This window comes from Bradyrhizobium sp. CAR08 (genome assembly GCF_052871955.1).
The window spans coordinates 143,448-164,953 of record NZ_JBIXJX010000007.1 but is presented as its reverse complement, the minus strand read 5'-3'; the positions used below and the strand labels follow the sequence as shown (position 1 = coordinate 164,953).

Genomic DNA, 21,506 nt, shown 5'->3' with positions numbered 1-21,506 from the left:
TTCGCTCGCGCGAGCCCGTGCGGGCGATGCCGCCGCGGCCCCCATATAGGGGAATACGGCCGCAAAACCAATCCTGTCTCTCGATGGCTGCCCTTTGCGGATCAGGTCCGAAAAGGCGGCCCCGGGGCCGCCTTTTGTGGGCCAGTGGCCGAGCTTACTGGTTGTGGTTCTTCAGGACCTGGTCGCAGGCCTGAGAGATCTTGGCCCGGTTCTCCTTGAGGCAGGCCAGGATGGTGAAATCACCCTGGTCGATGACCGGACGGCAGAGCTTCTGCACATCGCGCGAGCAGGCCTTCTGCTCGGCGTCCGTGCCGCGCCCTTGCTGGGCGAACGCTGCGGTCGAGAGGGAGGCCGACAGCAAGGTGAGAGCGACGAGAAGCTTACGCATTGTATTCCTTCATTCTGACGGCAGAATCGCACCAATCCCGGACAGCACAGGGCGACGACCGGAGCGGATTGTTCTGATGGCAAGTCGCCGCGGGAGGAGCGGCCTCGGAGAAGGCACAAGCACTGGCAAATGCGGCCAAATTGGCGCCACGTCCACCAAATCAGGGCTTCCCTGCGTCTTCTCTGGCAAATGTAAGAGACTGATACTACGTCATAATTCAGGTGCGCCGCGTTTTGCTGCGCACCTGTTGCAGAGCTGCATCTCTCGATACCGCCTCGGGACCAAGAAACATGCCGAAATACGACAAATCGAGAGGTGGAAGCATGGCGCAAGGCGTCGTGAACTGCCATCTCTGGCAGTCGGGCATTGAACCTGTCACTGGCTCGGAACACTAAACTTTCGATGTGGCGAGACGTTCTTCGTGAGAAGCGGACGTCGTTCTAAACGGGATATTTTGAGATGAAATTCTTTGGACGGACTGAACTGGCAATCAAGGCGGCCGGCATCGGCGCTGCGCTGCTCTTCTCGGTTTCGACAAGTCAGGCTCAGTCGTCCGGACCGTTTGCAGGTTTCGAGGGCGCATGGACCGGGACGGGTACGGTGTCGCTGTCCGACGGCTCGACCGAGCGCATCCGCTGCAAGGCGGACTACAAGGTTGCCGGCACCGGTCTCAGTCTCAAGCAGGCGTTGCACTGCGCCTCCGACAGCTACAAGTTCGACCTCACCAGCGATGTGACCAGCCAAGGCGAGCGCATCTCCGGCAATTGGAGCGAGACCAACCGCAACATCTTCGGCAATCTCCAAGGCACCGCCGGTGGCGGCCAGATCGAGGTGTTCGTCGAGGCCAACGGATTTGCCGCCAATTTGTCGCTGCGCACCAACGGCACCAAGCAGACGGTGCAGATCTCATCCAAGGGCGAGATTCGCGGCGTCAACATCACGATGACGAAGGGCTGACAGCTCTTACCGCTTCGAAGCGACAAGCCCCGGTTCTCGCGAACCGGGGCTTGTTGTTTTTCGGAGGCGCGGCGCAATCGTCCGGACCGCGCCGATTCCGTGTCCGATGGATGCAGCCGCTCAGATCGCCGGCTTGTCGGTGCCCTGAAGCTTGGCGTGCAGATTGATCAACCACATCGCCGTCGGCCGCAGGATGAAGAGGTCGGCGACGAGCGCCATCACCATCGAGAAGGCGCTGAGCCAGCCGAACAGCCGTAGCGACGGCAGATCGGAGAACACCGTGACGACGAGACCGCAGGCCAGCACCAACGTGGTCAGGATCAACGCCGGGCCGACCAGCACGGTCGCGCGCTCCACTGCGAGCGCCGAGCCGACGCCCGGCTTGCTCTCGAGCCTGAGGCGGTTGAGGAAGTGGATGGTGGCGCTTAAGCCCAGGCCGAACGAAACGGTCAGAGCTACGACACTGGCAAATTGCAGTCCCTCGTCCATCGCCCACAGCACTGTTCCCGACATCACGACGGGGAAGATGCCCGGCAGGATGCAGGCGAACATCACGACCCAGGAACGGAAGGCAAGGCCGATGAAAATCGCGACCAGCGCGAATTCGACGGTGAGCCCGCGGTTGAGCTTCTCGATCATGCCGGCCGAATTGCGCGCGGCAATCGCGGCAAGACCCGTGACCGCCACTTCATAGCCGGGATGCTTCTTGCGGACGGCGTCGAGCTCGGTATCGAGCTTGTCGACGATCGGCAGGAGCTGGCTGGAATCCTTGTCCGGCACGCGACCTGCGACCACGACCGCGTCCTGCTCGGCATCGATGAACCGGCGCACCAGATGCTCCGGAATGACGCTGACATATTCCTTCAGGGTCGCGACGTCGGCGCTGCCGGCCTTGTCCGCGAGCCAGCGGCGCAGGGTCTCGACCGACCAGACATTGCCGACACCGGCGGCCTTCTCCACCGTCGCGTGCACGTCCGCGATGGTCTGCAGCGTCTCCGGCGAATAGAGCGATTCACCCTTGGGGAACTGGATCAGAACGTTGACCGGGTTGGCGCCGGTGAGCTTGGCGTCGAGCCGGTCGCTGGCCGCGACCGCTTGGCGCTTGTCCGGCACCTGGTCGGCGAGCCGGTAGCGCGGCTCCAGATTTGCGTAGATGACGCCGAGGCCCGCCACGAACACCACCGCGATCAGGCTGAACAGGCCGGGACGGCCCACCATGCGCACCGCGATCCAGTAGCAGAAATTACGCAGCGCTTGTACGCCGGCATCCGCGCTCTGGAACTTGGTCGCAAAGACCTTCTCGTTGCGCACGAGCAGCACGCCGAACACCGGCACGAGCGACAACACCGCAACCAGCGCGATGATGGTGGCGGCGAGACCCGCCTCGCCGAACTTGCGGATCAGATCGGAGTCGGAGAACTGGAGCGCGATGAAGGAAATGCCTGCGGTGCCGTGCGTCAGCACGCAGGCCGGTCCCACCACCAGCACCGCGTTCTTGAATGCGGTGAACTTGTCCTGGCCCGCGATCAGCCGGTCGCGCGCGGCGAAGGTGAGCTGCATCGAGTCCGAGAAGCTGATGACCATGATGAGCGGCGTCATCACGTTCAGGAACATGTTGAGATTGAAATTGGCCCAGCCGAGCGCGCCGAGCGCCAGCAGGATCGCGATCATCGGCGGGAACGCCGCCGCCACCATGAACGAGATTTTGCGGAAGAAGATGATGGCGATGACACAGCCGGCGAGAATGCCGAGGATGTTGTAGGTGAGCCCGTCGCGCTCGACCGCGTTGCGGATCTCGAGCTGCATCACCGGCACGCCGGAAAGCTGCACGTTGAGCCCGGTGTCACTGAGGTCTTCCTTTATCAGCGCGCGGATGTCGGCGACGGTCTTGGTCAGCTTGTTGGAGGCGACCACCTCCGGATCGAGCGACAGTACGATCAGCGCCAGCGTGCCGTCCTCGGACAACAGCTTGCCGCGGATGATCTCGTTGGCTTTGACGCCCTCGATGAACTTGTCATAGGCCTCGCCCTCGGGCAGCTCGGGCGGGAACAGTGCGGCGGGAAGCTTGCCCGGAGCGGGCGCCTGACGCGCGGAGAACAGCGAGACCAGTCCGCGCGTACCCTCGACCAGCTGCATGTCGGTGACGAAGTCGCGCAGCTTCTCGAGGTTGTTCCGGGCCAGCAGGGTCTTGCCCTCGACTACGACGAGGACGTCGAATTCCTCGGCCGGGAACTTCTTGGTCACCGCTTCGTACTGGCGGAATTCCGGCGTGTTGGACCGGAACAGCTGCGAGAGCGAATCGTCGATCTTGATCCGGTGGATGCCGAACACGGCGCCGACGATCAGCACGAGCAGGACGACGCAGGAGACGATGGGCGCCCGGACTGCGATCAGCCCGATGCGCTCCAGCCCGAAGGCGATCGAGGACGCAGGTCCCTGCTCGACCTTGTCGACATGAACCTCACTCTCGCTGTGCTTTTCGAGCATGCCTTGTCCAGTTCCTAAATCGGCTCGGGTCTGTGAGCTTGTCGCGCCCCGCGAACGGCTTGAAAATGCCATACCAATGGGAGGCTTGCCCTTTGAAAATGCGCAGAAAATCGCTGCGAGGGTTTAGCAGGTCAATCGCCCTTCTCGCAAGCAGGCGGAGTGTGGCCGAATCGATCAAGATGTGGCGATTTTGCCTTAATGCCCTTCATTCGGGCAAAGCCGTGCCAATTCGACGCGGCGCGCGGTCTGCGCTCTCGTCCTTCAGCGCCACACCGGTCACTTCCCGCGCGAGCCCCTCGCGGACCAGCCAGGCGATCTTGAAGGCAGCCTCGTCATAGCTCAACCCGGCCTTGTGGATGTTCGACACGCAATTGCGCTCGGCATCAGTGCGACCCGGCTTGGGGGCGAAAGTTAGATAGGCGCCGAGACTGTCGGGCGCCGACAGGCCCGGCCGCTCGCCGATCAGCATCGCGACCATGCGCGCGCCGAGAATGGCGCCGATCTCGTCGCCGAGCGCGACGCGCGCGCCTGAGGCGACGACGACATGGCCGATCGCGACACCATCGTCGGCCGCGAGCAACGGCAGCAGGCGCATCACCAGCGCGGCCGCATGGGCGTGGACCGCCGCCGCCGACAGGCCGTCGCCAATCACGAGTGCGAGTTGGCACGGCTCCGAGGCGCTCCGCGCCAAGGACTCGGCTGATCCGGCATCGAGCCGTCTGCCCAGATCGGGCCGCCGCAGATAGTCCCCGCGGTCGACCGCCCGGCTGTTCGCCTCGGTGACGACGAGGCCAAGCGCGCAGAGATCCGCGACCAGCCGCGGCGCATCGAACACGGCGTGTACGGCATCGCGGGCGCGGGCGTGGTCCAGTGTGAAATCGAGCAATGCCCGCGTCGGCAGGCTCGCGCCGCTGCGCCCGAGCGCGACGCGCGCGGGCGTAAGCGACCGCAGATCGAGGGTCGGACGACGCGGGATGGCCGGATCAGACATGTTGTGTCATTCGGCGGGAACGGAGGCCTCGCGTAGCCGGATCGAATAGTTCGAGGCGTTCTGCTGGCCGGTCGAGGCCGCCCGCGCAAAGGTGATGAGATGGTGCGCGATCAGGGTGCAGCCGATCAGGCCTTCGAGATCGCCGCGCTTGATGCGGCCCAGCGCGAACTTCCAGAACACGCGCTTGTAGTCGCCGAGCACGCCGACCTTCCAGAAGATGTTTCGCAGCATGACGAGGCCGCGCCTGATGTTGGTCCAGGTCTTCATCTCGTCCGGCGTTGGCATCTTGAGGCGGTGCACGTAAACGTGGTCGCATTGATACTGGAAGCGCCCGTAGACCTTCTCGGGCTCGTAGGCGACGGCCATGGCGTGCTTCCAGGACGCAACGACGTCGTCGTAGGGCAACAGGAAGTCAACATTGGAATCGCGCCCGTCGTCCTCGACCAGGCGCCCCTCGCGCTCCAGACGGTCCCACAGCGGCGTCTTCGGCAACGCCTGAAGCAGGTTGATCGTGAGCAGCGGAATTCGGGACTCCTCGACAAAGGCGAGCAGCGCCTCCGAAGTGTTCGGCTTGTCGGTGTCGAGCCCCATGATGATGCCGGACACGACCTCCATGCCGTAGGAGTTGATGGTTTGCACGCCCTCGAGGATCGGGACCATCATGTTGTGGTCCTTGTGCATCGCCTTCAGCGCATCGGGGTCGGGCGTCTCGATGCCGCAGAAGATGGTGACGAAATAGGCCTCGCGCATCTTCTCGAGGATTTCCGGCCGCTTGGCGATGTTGAGCGTCGCCTCGCAGGCGAGCCGCACCATGTAGCCGGTCCTCTTCTGCCATTCGATCAGATGCGGCAGGAGGTCGAGCGCCGCCTTGCGGTTGCCGATGAAATTGTCGTCGACGAAATAGACCGTGTCGGTCATGCCGCATTCCCGCAGGCGGTCGAGTTCGGCGATGATCTGCTCCGGCGACTTGAGGCGCGGGTTGCGGCCATAGAGGCCGGGGATGTCGCAGAACTCGCACTGATACGGACAGCCGCTGGAATACTGGATGCTGCCGAGGAAGTATTTCTTCACGTCGGCGAGCTCGTAGGCCGGGATCGGAAACTCCGTCATCGGCACGCGGTCCTTGGTGGTCAGAACCACCTGGGTCTCGGGACGCGAGATGTCGCGCGACAGTATCTCGAGCAGCTGATTGGTGGCGTCGCCGAGCTCGCCGACATGGAGATAGTCGAAGGATGGATAGTAGTTCGGGCAGGCGCTGACGGAGGGGCCGCCGAGCGCGACCGGCAGATCGAACTCGTGGGCGCGGCGGCAGATATCGTTCATCTGCTGGCGCTGGATGTGCATGCCGCTGACGAAGACCGCCTCGGCCCATTCGAACTCTTCTCTGGTCGCACGGCGAAGGTTCTCGTCGACGAATTTGACCTGCCATTCCTCGGGCAGATAGGCCGCGAGCAGCAAAAGTCCCTGCGGCGGCATGAAGGCGCGGACGCCATCGGTTAGTGGGTAGGAATGCTCGAACGTCCCGAACGACGATGTGTATCGCGGAAACACGCAGAGAATCCGCCGGGACGTCCCGTTACTTTCAGCTCGCATCAAAGCTCCCCCGCCACGCTCGACTTAGCTGCGGAAATTGCCAGACAGCTACATAGCGTAATGCTGCCGCCGGAATTTCTCAATATTGTGGCAGAGCTTAATTCCCTTGGGCACCAATGGTTTCCTCGGGCCACCGGGTGCTTCCGCCACGTCACGCGATCAACCGTGAGGCAAAATCGGGCAGCAGGCCTGCATCGCCGGCAAGACGGAAATCGGGGCCCGCAATGCCCGACCGCACCAGCCAGTCGTCGAATTCCGGCGCACGACGCAATCCGAAGACGTCGCGGACATAGAGCGCGTCGTGAAAAGACGTGGACTGATAGTTCAGCATGACGTCATCGGCGCCGGGGACACCCATGATGAAGGTGACGCCGGCGGCCGCAAGCAGCGTCAGCAGATTGTCCATGTCGTCCTGGTCCGCCTCGGCGTGGTTGGTGTAGCAGATGTCGATCCCAAGCGGCAGGCCGAGCAGCTTGCCGCAAAAGTGATCCTCCAGCCCGGCCCGGATGATTTCCTTGCCGTCGTAGAGATATTCCGGGCCGATGAAGCCAACCACGCTGTTGACCAGGAGGGGCGCAAAGGCGCGGGCCACCGCATAGGCGCGGGCCTCGCAGGTCTGCTGGTCGACGCCGTGATGGGCATTGGCCGATAGCGCCGAGCCCTGCCCGGTCTCGAAATACATCACGTTCTGCCCGACCGTGCCGCGCTTCTGCGACAGCCCGGCCTCTTGGGCCTCCTTGAGGAGCGCGAGGTCGACGCCGAAACTGCGGTTGGCGGCCTCGGTGCCGGCGACCGACTGGAACACGAGGTCGACCGGCGCCCCCTGCCCGATCAGCGACAGCGTCGTGGTGACATGGGTCAGCACGCAGGCCTGGGTCGGGATCTTCAGCCGCGCGATGACCTCGTCGAGCAGCCGCAGCAATTGGCCGATCACGGCCGGGTCGTCGCTCGCCGGGTTGATGCCGATGCAGGCATCGCCGGCGCCGAGCAGGATGCCGTCGAGGATGGAGGCGGTGATCCCTCTGGCGTCGTCGAAGGGATGGTTGGGCTGGAGCCGGGTGCTCATCCGGCCCTTCAGACCGATGGTGTTGCGGAAAGCGGTGGTGACCTCGCATTTCCGCGCCGCCAGGATGAAATCCTGGTTGCGCATCAGCTTCGACACCGCCGCCGCCATCTCCGGGGTGATGCCGCCGGCCAGCTTGCGTAGGATTTCGGGCGTCGCGGCGTCCGATAGCAGCCAGTCGCGAAAGGCGCCGACCGTCAGCGAAGCCACCGGCGCGAACGCCTTGGCGTCGTGGCTGTCGATAACGAGGCGGGTGACCTCGTCGGTCTCATAGGGGATGACGGCTTCCTGTAAGAACTGCCCGAGCGGGACGTCGGCCAGCACCATCCGCGCCGCGATCATCTGTTCGGCACTGGCGGCGGCGATCCCGGCCAGCCGGTCGCCGGAGCGCGGCGGCGTCGCCTTGGCGAGCAGGTCGCGCAAATCCGGGAACGTGTACGTCGTGGCGTCGATGGTGTGGCGGTAGACCAAGGGTCTCTCCGGGGTTCGTCGGGCAAAGGCCGACTCCAGGCAATCCCAAGACTATACCTTCGGATCAAGACGCTGAAATATCGACCCAAGGAGGCCAAACCCGGCGTTAACGCCGCGTCCATCTTCATTCTGCATAGTTTTGCATCGATTTGTTACGACCGCGCTCTCCGGCCGCTCCCGGCCATTCGGGCCCCTGAAACCATGAAAACCGACCAATCTGGGAATGCCGCCGGCCTCGCCGGCCGCTTCACGCTTGCCAACAAGCTCTACGCGATCTTCGCGCTGTTCGCGCTGCTCACGGCCGCGATCGCGATGCTGTCCGACTACAACAGCCGCCGCGGTGCCGAGCTGACCACCGCGATCGAGACCGCGAACGCCGCCGCGCTGAACGTTGAGCGGGTCAACTCGCTGGTCTATGCGGTCGTGATGGAATCACGCGGCGTCTACATGTCGACCGAACCGGCCGTGGTGAAGAAATACGGCGAGGGCCTGCTCAAGTTCAACGCCCAGATCCTCGACGTCGTGAAGCGCTGGGAGACCATCGTCAAGGCTGACGATGCCGAACAGTTCGCCACCTTCAAGAAGCGCATCGAGCAGTTCGTCGAGTTTCGCAAGGAGCTGGTGCGCCGCGGCGTCGAGATCAATGCGGCCGCGGGCCGCGAATGGGGCGACAACGACGCCAACCGCGCCGTGCGCTCGGCGCTGAACAAGGATCTCGAGGCGCTGTCCAAAGTCTATTCCGAGCGCGCGAGGCAAATCGCGCACGAGACCGAGACCAATCGCATCCTGTCCTTCGTCCTGACCTGCCTCGCCGGCGTGGCGCTCGCCCTCGTCGTGATCGGCATCGTCATCATCGCCCGCTCGATCGCACGCCCGCTCTCCGCCATCACCGCGACCATCAAGCAGGTCGCTGACGGCGCCGAGAACGTCGTGGTGCCCCACTCTGACCGCGCCGACGAGATCGGCGCACTGGCGCGCGCGATCCAGATCTTCCAGGACGCGATGGGGCGCAACCGCAACCTTGCCTCGCAGGTCTCGCAGGACTCCGCCGCGCGCGAGGAGCGCGCCCGCCACATCGAGCAATCCGTCGACGCGTTTCGCGAGGCGATCGGCGCGATCATGCGCGGCCTCAGCGACAACGCCTCCGTCATGCGCGAGACGGCGCAGACCATCACCCGCGTCACCGCGGACGCGAGCAGTCGCGCCGGCACGGCGGCGAACGCCACCGAACAGGCATCGCACAACGTCACGGCGGTGGCAGGCGCGGCCGAGGAGCTGTCTGCGTCGGTGGTGGAGATCGGCCGGCAGGTGCGGCAATCCGCCAGCGCGGTCGAGCAGACCGGGCAGCGCACCGAGAAATCGATTGCCGAGATCGAGAGCCTGGCGGCCGCCACGCAACGCATCGACGGCGTGCTCAGCCTGATCCAGGCGATCGCCGAGCAGACCAATCTGCTCGCGCTCAATGCCACCATCGAAGCGGCGCGCGCGGGCGATGCTGGCCGCGGCTTTGCCGTCGTCGCACACGAAGTGAAGGCGCTCGCGGGGCAGACCGCGAAAGCGACCGCCGACATCAGCGAAAACGTCTCGATGATCCAGTCCTCCACCCGCAACGCGGTCGACGCCGTCCGCGAGATCGGCGGCGCGGTGCGCGAGATCAACGACGTCACCTCGGCGATCGCCGGCGCCATCGGCCAGCAGGACGCCGCCACGCGCGAGATCTCGTCCAACGCGCAATCGGCTGCCCAAGGCAACGAGACCCTCGTCGCCAACATCAGCTCGCTCCGCGACGCCATCGGCGAGACCGATACTGCGGCCTCCTCGGTGCTGAGGGCTGCGAGCAGCGTGACCGAGACGGCGGAGACGCTGTCGCGCGAGGTGGAGAAGTTCTTCCAGAACCTGCGCGCAGGCGCGGCGGACGGCCGCATCGCCAAGGCCGGGTAGCCGCACGTCCATCGCCAACAGAGCCGGCGGTGGGGTCGCTCCATCAAAAACGCGAAAACAACCCCATGCACAGTAGCCGGGGACAGCGATTTCAATGGCTTGGCTACCGCCCCGTCTTCTGCGGATTTGACGAATCTACTTGCTCCGTCGGGCAAAACAGGAGCATGATGTCAATGTTGGAGCTTTCCGCGCTGGGCCGGCAGGATCTCGAAGCCGATCTTCACAGAGACCGCGCGATGCCTCTCTCCGCAATCCCATCTTCCAGGTCATGATCGCCAATCATGGCGAGTTCACCTGTCTTTCGGGCAGGGAATGCCTGCGAACAGAATGGCGGCAGCTGACGATATCTGTTCAGCCATGGAACCATTGGGTTCCCAGTCTATTGCCTCACTGACACATCACATTTGGGAGAAACACGATGAAATTTTTCACAGCCGCTCTGGCGGCCGCAGCAAGTACCCTTCTCGTGACCGCCGCTGCTGCAGCCCCGCTGTCTCCCACCCTGTCTGTCGCTCCGGACAGCAACATTCAGAACGTGCGCATGGTCTGCAACGAAGACGGTCGTTGCTGGCGTGAGCGCGGCGAACGCCGTGTCATCATCCGCGAAGGGCGCGATTCCTACGGATATGCGCCTCGCGAGCGCTACATCGAGCGGCGCGGCTATGAAGAGCGCAGCGGCATCGGCTTCCGCGCTCCCGGCGTGAGCGTCGGGATCGGCACCGACCGCTACTGAGATACGAATCCTGTGAATGCAAAAGCCGCGGAGCAATCCGCGGCTTTTTTGAACTCACTGGACGTCAACAAACTCGCCGCTTTTCCCGGCCTAGCGAGGAGCTGTGATCAGGCAGCCATTCAAAGCACGAACACCGGAAGAATTGATTTCGCTATTGAGCGCCGTGGCGATGGCCATTCTCGCCGCGATCATTGTCATGGTGCTGTATTATGGTCGCGAGATCATCATCCCCATAGCGCTGGCCGTCTTGCTCAGCTTCGTGCTGGCGCCCCTGGTTCGACTGGTTCAGCGTCTGCGCATTCCACGCAGTTTGGCTGTGGTGAGCGTGGTCGTGATCGCCTTCGCATTCATATTTGCGATGGGCAGTCTCCTTGCTACCCAACTCACGCAGCTGGCTGGCGATTTGCCGCGATATCAGTCCACAATAAGCGAGAAGATCCAATCCTTCCGTGAGACCACCGCTGGTCGAGGCACGCTCGAGCGGGCTTCGAGCATGTTGAAGGACCTCAGCAAAGAACTCGACAAGCCCAAGGAGGCCGCGAATTCGTTGGGGACCATAGCAGCTCCGAAAGCGGCCGCGCCGAGGCCCGTTCCTGTGGAAGTGCTTCAGCCCGATCCCGGCGCGCTGGAGAGCTTGCAAACGCTGATTTCACCCTTGCTTCATCCGCTCGCAACGACCGGGATCATCGTCATATTCGTGATCTTCATTTTGCTTCAACGCGAGGATCTTCGTAATCGTCTGATCAGGCTGGCCGGTTCGGATGACCTGCAGCGCACCACGGCTGCCCTTGATGACGCGGCGAGCCGCCTCAGCCGGCTTTTCCTTATCCAGCTTCTCGTGAACGGCAGCTTCGGCATCGTCATCGGAATGGGTCTCTGGCTGATCGGCGTTCCAAGCGCGATCCTGTGGGGTATTCTGGCAGCAGTGCTGCGCTTCGTGCCCTACATCGGGGCGGTCATCGCCGCCGCCTTTCCTCTCGCTCTCGCGGTCGCGGTCGATCCAACCTGGACGATGCTGCTTTGGACGATCGCGCTGTTCGTGGTGGTGGAGCCCGTCGTCGGCCATGTGCTGGAGCCGATGGTCTATGGACACAGCACGGGACTGTCGCCGGCGGCCGTTGTGGCTTCTGCGACGTTCTGGACGGCGCTCTGGGGTCCGATCGGCCTCGTTCTGGCGACACCACTCACGGTGTGTCTCGTCGTACTGGGCCGCCATGTCGAGCGGCTGGAGTTCCTGGACGTCATGTTTGGAGACCGACCAGCACTCTCTCCGCCTGAGATATTCTATCAGCGGATGCTCGCCGGCGACCCGACAGAAGCATCTGCAAAAGCCGAGGAGTTCTTGAAGGAGCGATCTCTCAGCTCCTATTACGACGAAGTCGCCCTGCGAGGACTGCAACTGGCTCAAGCGGATGCCGAGCGCGGCGCTCTGGATCCCGACCGGCTGACCAAAATCAGGGATGCGGTCCAGGAATTTGCCAATAACATTTCGGAGCAGGATGAGCGTCCGCCGCCGAAGGTCGGCCCGACCACAGATGTCGAAGCTACATCTGCCATAGAGGGCGTGGCTGAGGACGCGCCTTATGAGAGTCTGCGGGTTCTGCGCAAGGAGGACTTGCCCACTGGATGGCAAGGCGAACATCCCGTCCTCTGTGTGGCCGGGCGAAATCCGATCGACGAAGCCGCTGCGATCATGCTGGCTCAACTGACCGGTGCGCATGGCTTGTCGGCACGAGTTGAAGCAGCGGAAGCGCTATCGACGGCGAATATCTTCCGGCTGGAGACCACCGGGGTCGCCATTGTCTGCCTCGTCTATATGGATGCAAGCAGCCCCGCCCACATGCGTTACTCGGTGCGACGCCTTCGCCGTAAATTGCCGAAGGCCACAATCATTCTGGGTTGCTGGATGAAGGACATCGACCCAGCGGCGCTGGAAAGCCTGCGGGAAGGTGCCAAGGCGGATCTGGCTGCTGCAACTCTGGGCGGGGCGCTTAAACTCTGCATAGAGGCGACGGGTGTGGACTCCCTTGGCACTGGAGCCGAAGGCCCGGCTTCGAAGATCACGGCCGCTTAGCAGTTTGTACGCTAGACATGGCTGATTTCAGCCAACGAGGCGCCAGGTCTCCACGCGTCAGGCGCGCTTCCCGCCGATCGAAACAAACGCCATGAGGCAGGGTTCGGGCAATGGGTTGCGCCAGCGATGGCGCGTTCCGTTTTGCACGATGCAATCACCCTGACGCAAATGGACCTTCTGGCCGTCGTCCAATTCCAGCGTCATCTCGCCGCGAACCACGACTCCGTAGTCTATTGTATCCGATGTGTGCATCCCTGGAGCGCCGCGCTCAAAATGATCTCCCATGCCGGGGATCTTGTCCGACATTTCTCTAAGCCCACTCTCGAACGTGACGCCAGGCGGCGGCTTCCAACCTTCAGGACGCTTCGGCGGATACGAGATCAATCGAAAGATGGTCCCCGCAGGCCCCGGAAACGCCTTCGTTCCTGCCGACATCGGATCCGGCTCCAGGCCAGTCAGTCCTGGCACTCCCTCAGTCATATACAGTTCATAGAAAGTCAGTCCTGGATTGGCATCGATTTCCACCAGCTTTGGAGTCACCTCAAAAGACTTCAACACCGACTTGCCGGCTTCATCGCGGCCGGTCAGTGCACGTCTTGGAGGTGGCAAATCACTGGAGTCTTTTGCTTCGGCGGGGTTTGACATCTCCCCCAACGCGCTGCCGGCGGCGAAGACGGACAGCGCCTGCAGCAGGTGTCGCCGACCCCCGCCTTCGAACTGTTCGGACGAAGGCTCCACCTTGTCCGAAGGAGGCTCCGCACGATCCAGCGATTTGTTCTTGTGCTTTTGCCACAAGGGCGAAGGGAAGCTGCTCATCTGCGTTCTCCGCGGTTGCGTGCAATCGCACACCGCTCCAGTGGCACTGCCTCGCAATGACATCGATACTGGCGAACATGCGTGGGCGTAGAACGCTGATAAAAACCGTCGGAAAAAAGCAAGTTGATGAGACCGCCGGAGCAACGGCTGCCCGCCCCACTTGCCTTTCCATTCTTTCAATCTAGACGCGCAGATTTCACTCCGCTATTCGGCTTTGGTCGAGCATGGAGATATGTCGGTTTTCCCAAACATCCGACCACCGTCGCGCCGGTGGGCAACGCCTCGCCGACCGCATGGAGAGCCATCGAAGCGTTTCGCCTATTGTGGAAGGGCCGTGCTGCGCGACCTCCTGGTGCGACGGTTCAGCCAACTGGTCCGGGGGTCCAATCGCCACCAGCAAGCGGCCGAACTTTGACATCGGGAATGACCCCGCGCTCCAGGCTCGGATCGAAATGGCGCATCGTCCGCTCATTGAAGTCGATGATGCGGCCGGGCCGTAGCGGTCCCACGTCATTTATCCTGACGATGACCTTCTTGCCGACGGCCTCGACGAGGGCGTATTTCGGCTTCGCGCCAAATTGGACCCCACCGAATTTCTTGCGCAAGCTCGTCTTGATGGCGGCCGACCAGACCGAGGGGTCATAGCGCTCGCCGGAAGCCGTCTTCGGGCCGCCCTCCTCTTTGCCTGGCTTGAACGGATTGTACATGGATGCCGCGCCAACGATCGTTTCCCCGGAAGCGGCGTTGTCGACAGCGCTTGAATGAACCCCACCAGCTTCACATCGCGCAATAGAAACGGAAACGGCAAGTGCAATCACGGCGCCGCAGATTGCGGCGCTCGATCGGAACCCCATTATATCTCCTGTGATTTTCGATTGTTCGGTTCCGATGCCGCAAATCGTTTTGCGGATCGAGCCAACCCCTGGCTCCGGAACCGTTTGTAGGAACCCCAACAGTTCCAGCACGTGTTTTACTTGTCGCCGTCTAAGACAGACATTGCGTCAACAGCATGACGACGAGGGCGACAGTGAAATCGCGCGACGGCATGACTCTACGGCGCCACCAATCAGGCCAATCGATGCGCTCGCCTGCCTGACCGTGTTTTCATCCTTATCGGCGTTGGTTTTGGCAGAAGCGATCATTGCTGCGGCGGAGGCAGCCACCTAGCGTGAGAAGGCTTGCTTGCGCGATGTCGCAGAGAGAGAGTTTGCGATGTCCTTGCGCAGCGAGGCCCGCTGCTGAACGCGTTCCCGGACAACGAGCCGGCGCACAGAGTCCCGTCAGCTTGTTCACTCCGTCCGTGTCAGCGGACATGGGACAGAAATGCTGAGCTTGTCTTCCTTCACCCTGCCCGGCATCACGCAACTGCTCACAGCATCTAACAAGCCTTAACGAGCTATTGACCAGCTTCCGAGCCATGTTGCAGAGCCAGACGAAGGACTGCCCTGCTCCGCAGGCTCCGATCGCCTGAAGCCAGGAAGGTGTCCTATGCCGATGCCATACAATTCCGAGAACACCATCGACAGAAGCCGGCGCGCGCTTTTGAGCACGGCAGCGGTTGGAATTGCAGCGGTGATTTCCACGAGCGTGTTTCCGCTGCGTGGAGCGGCGGCCGCGGGCGAAAGCACAATTCGCCCCTTCCACATTGCCGTGCCGGAGGAGGACTTGGTCGAGCTTCGGCGGCGCGTGTTGGCGACGCGATGGCCCGATCGCGAGACTGTTTCCGATCACTCCCAAGGTATCCCGCTGGCGAAGCTCCAGTCCCTCCTCAACTATTGGGGGACGGCCTACGACTGGCGAAAGATCGAAGCGAAGATGAATCGACTTCCGCAGTTCATGACCAACATCGACGGCATCGACATCCACTTCATTCATGTCCGCTCCAAACATCCCAATGCCCTGCCTGTCGTCATAACCCATGGCTGGCCGGGATCGGTATTCGAGCAGCTCAAGCTGATCGATCCACTCACCGATCCAACGGCCCATGCGGGCCGGCCCGAGGACGCGTTCGACGTCGTGATCCCCTCGATGCCCGGCTATGGCTTCTCCGGCAAGCCGGTCGATACCGGTTGGGGTCCCGACCACACAGCGCGCATCTGGGCGGAACTGATGAAGCGCCTGGGCTACACCCACTATGTCGCGCAGGGCGGCGACTGGGGCTCGCCGGTCTCGAGTGCGATGGCACGGCTGGCGCCGGCAGGCTTGCTCGGCATCCATATCAACTTGCCGGCGATCGTCCCGCCCGATATCGCCGCGATCCTCGCGGCCGGCGGGCCTGCTCCGGCAGACCTCTCCGCCAAGGAACGCGCGGCGTTCGATGCATTCAGTGCGGCCGGCAAGATGGGCAACCGGTCCTACGCGCTGATGATGGGAACGAGGCCGCAAACGATCGGCTACGGCTTGACGGATTCTCCCGCGGGCCTGGCAGCCTGGATGCTCGGACATCCCGGCTTCTCGCATTGGAAGTTCGACGACACCGACTCCGAAAAATCCCGCGACGAGGTGCTGGACGACATCACGCTGTACTGGTTGACGAACAGCGCCACCTCCTCGGCGCGACTTTACTGGGAATATAGCGGGCGCAGTCCCGCCCTTGCAGGTCCGGAGAAGACTGCGGAGATCTCACTGCCGGTGGCCATCACGGTCTTCCCGGGCGAGAGCTATCAAGCCCCGGAGACGTGGGCCCGGCGCGCCTATCGCAACCTGACCTACTTCCACGAGGTCGACAAAGGCGGTCATTTTGCTGCCTGGGAGCAGCCGGCGCTTTTCTCCGCCGAGCTGCGCGCCGCATTCAGGCCCCTTCGGCCCGCACATCTGGTCCAGTGACGGTGGTCAAGGCGCCGCCGGCAAGGTGTTCATGCCGCCTTGCTTTGCGCGGGAAAGAAGAAATGGGGCCGTCAGTGATGGCGTTTGCTAGCCCATCACCCCGCCACGCTTGATCAGCTCCTTCCCCACCGCGGCCAGATGCACCTGATCCGGTCCGTCGCCGATGCGGATGAAGCGGGCGTAGACGTAAGCACGCGCCAGGAACGTGTCCTGCGAGACGCCGGCAGCGCCGTGGATCTGGATGGCGCGGTCGATAACGCGGGCGGCCATGCTGGGCACCACGATCTTGGCGGCCGCAATCAGGTCGCGCGCGATCTTGTTGCCCTCGCGGTCCATCCTGTCGGCGGCTTGCAGCGTCAAGAGCCGCGCCTGCGCGATCTCGCAGAATGAGTGCGCGATGTCCTCACGCACCGAGCCCTGTTCTGCGAGCGGCTTGCCGAAGGCCGTGCGGGAGACCGCGCGCTGACACATCAATTCGAGCGCGCGCTGGGCGCAGCCGATCAGCCGCATACAATGGTGGATACGGCCGGGGCCGAGCCTGCCTTGCGCGATCTCGAAGCCGCGGCCCTCGCCGAGCAGGATGTTCTCCGCGGGCACGCGAACGTTCTCGTAGACGATCTCGGGATGGCCGACCGGCGCGTCGTCATAGCCGTAGGTCAGCATGTCGCGGACGATGCGCACGCCAGGCGTCGCTCTCGGCACCAGGATCATGGATTGCTGGCGGTGGCGATCGGGATCGTCGGGCGCGGTCTTGCCCATCACGATCAGGATCTCGCAATCCTCGTTCATCGCGCCCGAGGTGAACCATTTGCGGCCGTTGATGACGTAGTCGCCGCCGTCGCGCCTGATCTCGCACTGGATGTTGGTGGCATCGCTGGAGGCAACCTGCGGCTCCGTCATCGAGAAGCCGGAGCGGATGCGCCCTTCCAGCAGTGGCTTCAGCCAGCGCTCCTGCTGCGCCGGCGTACCGTAATTGGCCAGCACCTCCATGTTGCCGACGTCGGGCGCCGAGCAATTGAACACCTCCGGCGCCCAGAGGATGCGGCCCATGATCTCCTTCACCGGCGCGTATTCGAGATTGGTCAAGCCAGTGTTGTTGGGATCCTGGCCGTGCTCGCCGGAGAGGAACAGGTTCCAAAGCCCCTGCTCGCGCGCCAGCCGCTTCAGGTCCTGAAGGATCTGCGGCGTCCTGTAGCGTGTCGCTTCCGGCTTCACCTGCTCGTAGTAGAGCTCCTCGACCGGCTCGACATGCGTCCGCATGAACCGGCGGACCCGCTCCTGCAGCTCCAGCGAACGTTCGGAGTGTTGAAAATCCATGGGGTCCTCCTGTTCCCTTCTCCCCTTGTGGCAGAAGGTGGCGCGAAGCGCCGGATGAGGGGTTGTATCCGCGAGTTCAAATGTAGAGACGACTCGCGGAGAGATACCCCTCACCCGGCTCGCCGCTTCGCGGCGATCCACCCTCTCCCGCAAGGGGAGAGGGTGCACTGTCTATGCTGCCGCTCGCGTGCCCCTCACGTGCCGCGCAGCAGCTCGCTGGCGACGATCCAGTCGTTGCCATTGAACTGGAGCATATAGCCGTCCTTGATCGGGCGGAAATCCTGCGGCGTGGTGTTGAGGGTGATGCCGGGCATCAGTAGCGATAGCGGCACGTTCTTCAAATTGGCCGCCTGCGCCATGATGTTCTCGCGCGTCAGATTGTCCTTGCACTGCTTCAGCAAGACCACCAATGCCTCGGCGACGGTGTAGCCGTAGAGACCCGCGACGTTGTTGACGTCGGCATTGGGCAGGCGCTTCTTCATGAAATCGATATACGCCGTCATCGCCGGATCGTCCTTCGGCGCCTCGACGAACGGCTTGAGCGAGCCGAGCGAGAGCACGCCCTTGCCGGCATCGAGGCCGGCCGGGACCATCACGGTCGCCTTGTTGGCACAGCCCGAGGCGAGGAAGCGCGTCGCCTGCCAGCCGACCTCATGCGCTTTCCGAATCGCCTGGGCGCAGGCGCGCGGCGTCACCGAATAGATCATGAACACGTCGGCCTTGGTGTTGGCGAGCGTCAGCACCTGGGAATCGACGGTGGGGTCGGCGACCTCGAAGCTCGACGCCATCGCGATCGCCTTGTCGGCGTCGGCACCAAGCGCTTCCTTGACGCCGCGCAGATATTCCTTGCCGGCGTCGTCGTTCTGATAGAGCACCGCGAAGCGCGCATTCGGGTTCTTGGCGCGGGCATAGGCGACGTCGATCGCGGCCTCGCTGGTGTAGTTCGGTGCCCATGGCAGCGCCATCGACCAGGGCATGTTGGCGGGATCGTTCCACTTCGAGGCCGAGCTGATCAGAAACAGCTGCGGCACCTTGTTGCTGTTGAGATATTTCGCGATCGCCGAGCTTGGCGCCGTGCCCATGGTCGCGAAGATGAAGGCGACGCCGTCACCCTCGACCAGCCGCCGCGCCGCTTCCATGGTCTTCGGCGGCGAGAAGGCGTCGTCGAGCGACAGGAGATTGAGCTTGCGGCCGTTGATCCCGCCCTTCTCATTGACCTCGTCGAAATAGGCCGAGATCACCCTGCCGGTGATACCGAGGGGCGAAGCGGGGCCGCTATAGGGCATGGTGTTGCCGATCTTGATCTCGGTGTCGCTGATGCCGGGACCGTAGGATTTCTGCGCGGAGACAGGCGTGGACAGGCAGGCAGCCAAGGCTGCAGCCAGGACCAAAGCGGCTTTCATGGTTTCTCCCCGGTGATGATCGCCGCGCGACTCGGAAGGCGCGCGGCGTGCTGCTTCTTGCCAGCACGTCAGATCAGCGGAGTTCCGCAAGGCGGTCTTGCGTCGAGTTGCTGATCAGCCGGTGCACAGCCGCCCTCGCGGGCAGCACCATTGACGCAAATCGAGACCGGATGCGCGCCTCAGCCGCGTGTCCGCTCCATCTCCAGCTCGGCCTTGAGATTGTCGAGATCCCTATAAATTGAAGCAACCGCAAGAACGCGGTCGCCCTTGCTATACTTCAGCAGGCAGTCCTTGCCGGAAATGCTACCGTCGATCGCGATGTCGTCGAAGCTCTCGGCGTGGCCGACATAGTTGATCGGCACGTCATAGTGCTGCGACCAGAAGAACGGCACGGCCTCGAAGCGCTCGCGCTTGCCGAGCATGTTGCGCGCCGCGGTCTGGCCCTGCCGCTCCGCCACCACCCAATGCTCGACGCGGATGGTTTGCCGCGAATGCGGATCGGGCCAGCGCGCGATGTCGCCGGCCGCGAAAATGCCGGATACGCTGGTCTCCAGATATTCGCTCACGCTGACGCCCCGATCGGCCGCAAGCCCCGCCTGCTCGGCAAGCGCAAGGCGCGGCTTGACGCCGATGCCGACCACGACCAGGTCGGCCTCGATCACGCCGCCGCTCTTCAACGTGGCGCGCGTGCCGTCCAGCTTTTCCACGGTGTCCTCGAGATGGAAGTTGACGCCGTTCTCCTCATGCAGCGCGCGCACGAAGTCGCCCATCTCGGGACCGAGCACCTTCTGCATCGGCCGTTCGTCCGGCGCGACCACGTGCACCTCGATCTTGCGTGCCCGCAAGGAGGCCGCGACTTCGAGGCCGATGAAGCTGGCGCCAATCACCAGCGCCCGCTTGGCGCTGCCCGCCGCCTTGATGATGGCGCGGCTGTCGGCGACCGAGCGCAGGGTGTAGACATGGGGCTGGTCGGCACCCGGAATCTGCAATCGGACCGGCTCGGCGCCGGTCGCGAGTAGCAGCCGGTCGAACGGCAGCCTGTCGCCGTTGCCCAGCGTCACGCTGCGCGTCTTCGCCTCGATCGCGGCAACATTCGTGTTGAGCCTGAGATCGATGCCGGCGTCCTGATAATAGTCCTCGCCTCGCAGCGGCAGCCAATCCTCCGGCGCGTTGCCCGCGAGGTAATCCTTGGAAAGATTGGGCCGGTCGACCGGCATCGCGCTGTCATTGCTGAGCATGGTGATGGCGCCGGCAAAGCCCTCGCGACGGAGCGTCTCCGCCGCCGCGAAACCCGCCGCGCCGCCACCGATGATGACGAATTTTTCCGGCGTTGGCGCCGTCCGGTGACACGCCGGAGGCTTCGGCATCTCGCGCTTGCGCTGGACGACGATCTTGTCCTGATCGCGCGAGACCTCCCACAACGCCAGCGCATTCAGCGCCGGCGGACGGGTCGCCTCGCCTGACCGCAAGGAGAAGCAGGCATGATGCCAGGGGCAGCGGATGGTGTCGCCCACTACCAGTCCTTCCGCGAGCGGACCGTGATAGTGGCTGCAGGTCGGCTCGATCGCGAAGATCTCGCTGCCGGCCTGCACCAGCAGGACGTCTTCCTCGCCGACATGGCCGAGCAATTTGCCGTCCTTGAACGCGGCGAGCGTCACGCCTCGGCTCAGGTCGCGCCCGCTTGGCTTCTTGTCTTCGGTCATGGCGTTGCCTCCTTGAGCCGTCGCGGATCAATCGTCCGAATTGGCCAGCCCCAGCAGTTCCTGGCGTGTCAACGCATTGTCGCGGAACACGCCGAGCATGCGGCTGGTGACGAGATCTGTCCCGGGCTTATGTGCGCCACGCGTGGTCATGCAGTGATGCGTCGCCTTGATGATGACCCCGACGCCTTCGGGCCTCAGCACGTCGTTGATCGTGTTGGCGATCTGCGCGGTCATCTTCTCCTGGATCTGAAGCCGCTTGGCGTAGATGTCGACGAGACGCGCGAGCTTGGAGATGCCGACGACGCGCCCTTGCGGGATATAAGCGACCCAGGCGCGGCCGACGATCGGTGCCATGTGGTGCTCGCAATGGCTTTCGAAGCGAACGCCGCGCAGGACGATCATCTCGTCATAGCCTTCGATCTCCTCAAAGGTCTTTTGCAGGATTTCGGTCGGATCCTGCGCATAGCCGGAGAAATACTCCTCGAAGGCGCGCGCGACCCGGTCCGGCGTATCGCGCAGACCGTCGCGCGCGGGATCGTCGCCGGCCCAGCGGATCATGGTCCGGATCGCCTGCTCGACCTCCGCCCTCTCAGGCCGCTCGCTCGGCGCCTGCGCGACCGCGACACGTTCCAGCCTGCGCGTTTGCGTCTTCATCGAAAACTCCCCTGCAACGAACCGCATACAGAACGCGGCCCCACAGCTTGGACGGCTGCGATTGGAAAAGGTTCCCGGAATCAGGAAAA

16 protein-coding genes are annotated in these 21,506 nt (G+C 63.4%); 5 read left to right on the top strand and 11 right to left on the bottom strand.

From position 1 onward, the window contains the following. Positions 1–154: 154 nt before the first annotated feature. On the bottom strand, positions 155–388 hold the full coding sequence (locus ACIPUD_RS16670) for a hypothetical protein (protein WP_007593627.1): 234 nt from the start codon (positions 386–388) through the stop codon (positions 155–157). Positions 389–847: 459 nt separating this feature from the next. Between ACIPUD_RS16670 and ACIPUD_RS16665 the strand changes: the two genes are divergently transcribed. Beyond that, complete coding sequence (locus tag ACIPUD_RS16665) at positions 848–1,345, top strand: hypothetical protein (protein ID WP_018456925.1); 498 nt, start codon at positions 848–850, stop codon at positions 1,343–1,345. Positions 1,346–1,465: 120 nt separating this feature from the next. Here ACIPUD_RS16665 and ACIPUD_RS16660 read toward each other — a convergent pair whose 3' ends face one another. The 4 genes from ACIPUD_RS16660 to ACIPUD_RS16645 all read right to left on the bottom strand — a co-directional run bounded on the left by ACIPUD_RS16660 (position 1,466) and on the right by ACIPUD_RS16645 (position 7,950). After that, the gene (locus ACIPUD_RS16660) at positions 1,466–3,832 is read right to left on the bottom strand and encodes an efflux RND transporter permease subunit (protein WP_018456926.1); all 2,367 of its coding nucleotides are present in this window, start codon (positions 3,830–3,832) and stop codon (positions 1,466–1,468) included. 205 nt (positions 3,833–4,037) lie between these two features. Further along, entirely contained in the window at positions 4,038–4,823 is a 786-nt protein-coding gene (gene eutC, locus ACIPUD_RS16655) for an ethanolamine ammonia-lyase subunit EutC (protein ID WP_018456927.1), read from the bottom strand. A gap of 6 nt (positions 4,824–4,829) precedes the next feature. After that, the gene (locus ACIPUD_RS16650; RefSeq protein ID WP_446481170.1) at positions 4,830–6,416 is read right to left on the bottom strand and encodes a B12-binding domain-containing radical SAM protein; all 1,587 of its coding nucleotides are present in this window, start codon (positions 6,414–6,416) and stop codon (positions 4,830–4,832) included. 151 nt (positions 6,417–6,567) lie between these two features. Further along, positions 6,568–7,950, bottom strand: a complete 1,383-nt coding sequence (locus ACIPUD_RS16645; RefSeq protein ID WP_446481169.1) for an ethanolamine ammonia-lyase subunit EutB — start codon at positions 7,948–7,950, stop codon at positions 6,568–6,570. 201 nt (positions 7,951–8,151) lie between these two features. On the opposite strand from ACIPUD_RS16645, the gene ACIPUD_RS16640 reads away from it, so the two are divergent. The 3 genes from ACIPUD_RS16640 (at position 8,152) to ACIPUD_RS16630 (ending at position 12,698) form a co-directional block, all read left to right on the top strand. Continuing rightward, complete coding sequence (locus tag ACIPUD_RS16640; RefSeq protein ID WP_231188717.1) at positions 8,152–9,891, top strand: methyl-accepting chemotaxis protein; 1,740 nt, start codon at positions 8,152–8,154, stop codon at positions 9,889–9,891. Positions 9,892–10,309: 418 nt separating this feature from the next. Continuing rightward, complete coding sequence (locus tag ACIPUD_RS16635; RefSeq protein ID WP_018456931.1) at positions 10,310–10,624, top strand: hypothetical protein; 315 nt, start codon at positions 10,310–10,312, stop codon at positions 10,622–10,624. Between the two features lie 103 nt (positions 10,625–10,727). Further along, positions 10,728–12,698, top strand: a complete 1,971-nt coding sequence (locus ACIPUD_RS16630) for an AI-2E family transporter (protein WP_446481168.1) — start codon at positions 10,728–10,730, stop codon at positions 12,696–12,698. A 57-nt stretch (positions 12,699–12,755) separates the two neighbouring features. Here ACIPUD_RS16630 and ACIPUD_RS16625 read toward each other — a convergent pair whose 3' ends face one another. Then, entirely contained in the window at positions 12,756–13,514 is a 759-nt protein-coding gene (locus tag ACIPUD_RS16625) for a cupin domain-containing protein (RefSeq protein WP_446481167.1), read from the bottom strand. Between the two features lie 362 nt (positions 13,515–13,876). After that, entirely contained in the window at positions 13,877–14,368 is a 492-nt protein-coding gene (locus ACIPUD_RS16620) for a septal ring lytic transglycosylase RlpA family protein (RefSeq protein ID WP_085352210.1), read from the bottom strand. Positions 14,369–15,002: 634 nt separating this feature from the next. Between ACIPUD_RS16620 and ACIPUD_RS16615 the strand changes: the two genes are divergently transcribed. After that, positions 15,003–16,340 carry an epoxide hydrolase family protein gene (locus ACIPUD_RS16615; RefSeq protein ID WP_247363440.1) on the top strand — a complete coding sequence of 446 codons (1,338 nt, stop codon included), beginning with the start codon at positions 15,003–15,005 and terminating at the stop codon, positions 16,338–16,340. A gap of 87 nt (positions 16,341–16,427) precedes the next feature. Here the strand turns inward: ACIPUD_RS16615 and ACIPUD_RS16610 are convergent, their stop codons facing one another. The 4 genes from ACIPUD_RS16610 to folE form a co-directional block, all read right to left on the bottom strand. Beyond that, a complete protein-coding gene (locus tag ACIPUD_RS16610; RefSeq protein ID WP_018456937.1) occupies positions 16,428–17,657 on the bottom strand; it encodes an acyl-CoA dehydrogenase family protein in 1,230 nt (409 codons plus the stop codon). Between the two features lie 194 nt (positions 17,658–17,851). Beyond that, the gene (locus tag ACIPUD_RS16605; RefSeq protein WP_018456938.1) at positions 17,852–19,060 is read right to left on the bottom strand and encodes an ABC transporter substrate-binding protein; all 1,209 of its coding nucleotides are present in this window, start codon (positions 19,058–19,060) and stop codon (positions 17,852–17,854) included. Positions 19,061–19,239: 179 nt separating this feature from the next. Further along, the gene (locus ACIPUD_RS16600) at positions 19,240–20,763 is read right to left on the bottom strand and encodes an FAD-dependent oxidoreductase (protein WP_446481166.1); all 1,524 of its coding nucleotides are present in this window, start codon (positions 20,761–20,763) and stop codon (positions 19,240–19,242) included. A gap of 27 nt (positions 20,764–20,790) precedes the next feature. Further along, positions 20,791–21,417, bottom strand: a complete 627-nt coding sequence (gene folE / locus ACIPUD_RS16595) for a GTP cyclohydrolase I FolE (RefSeq protein ID WP_018456940.1) — start codon at positions 21,415–21,417, stop codon at positions 20,791–20,793. Positions 21,418–21,506 lie beyond the last annotated feature (89 nt).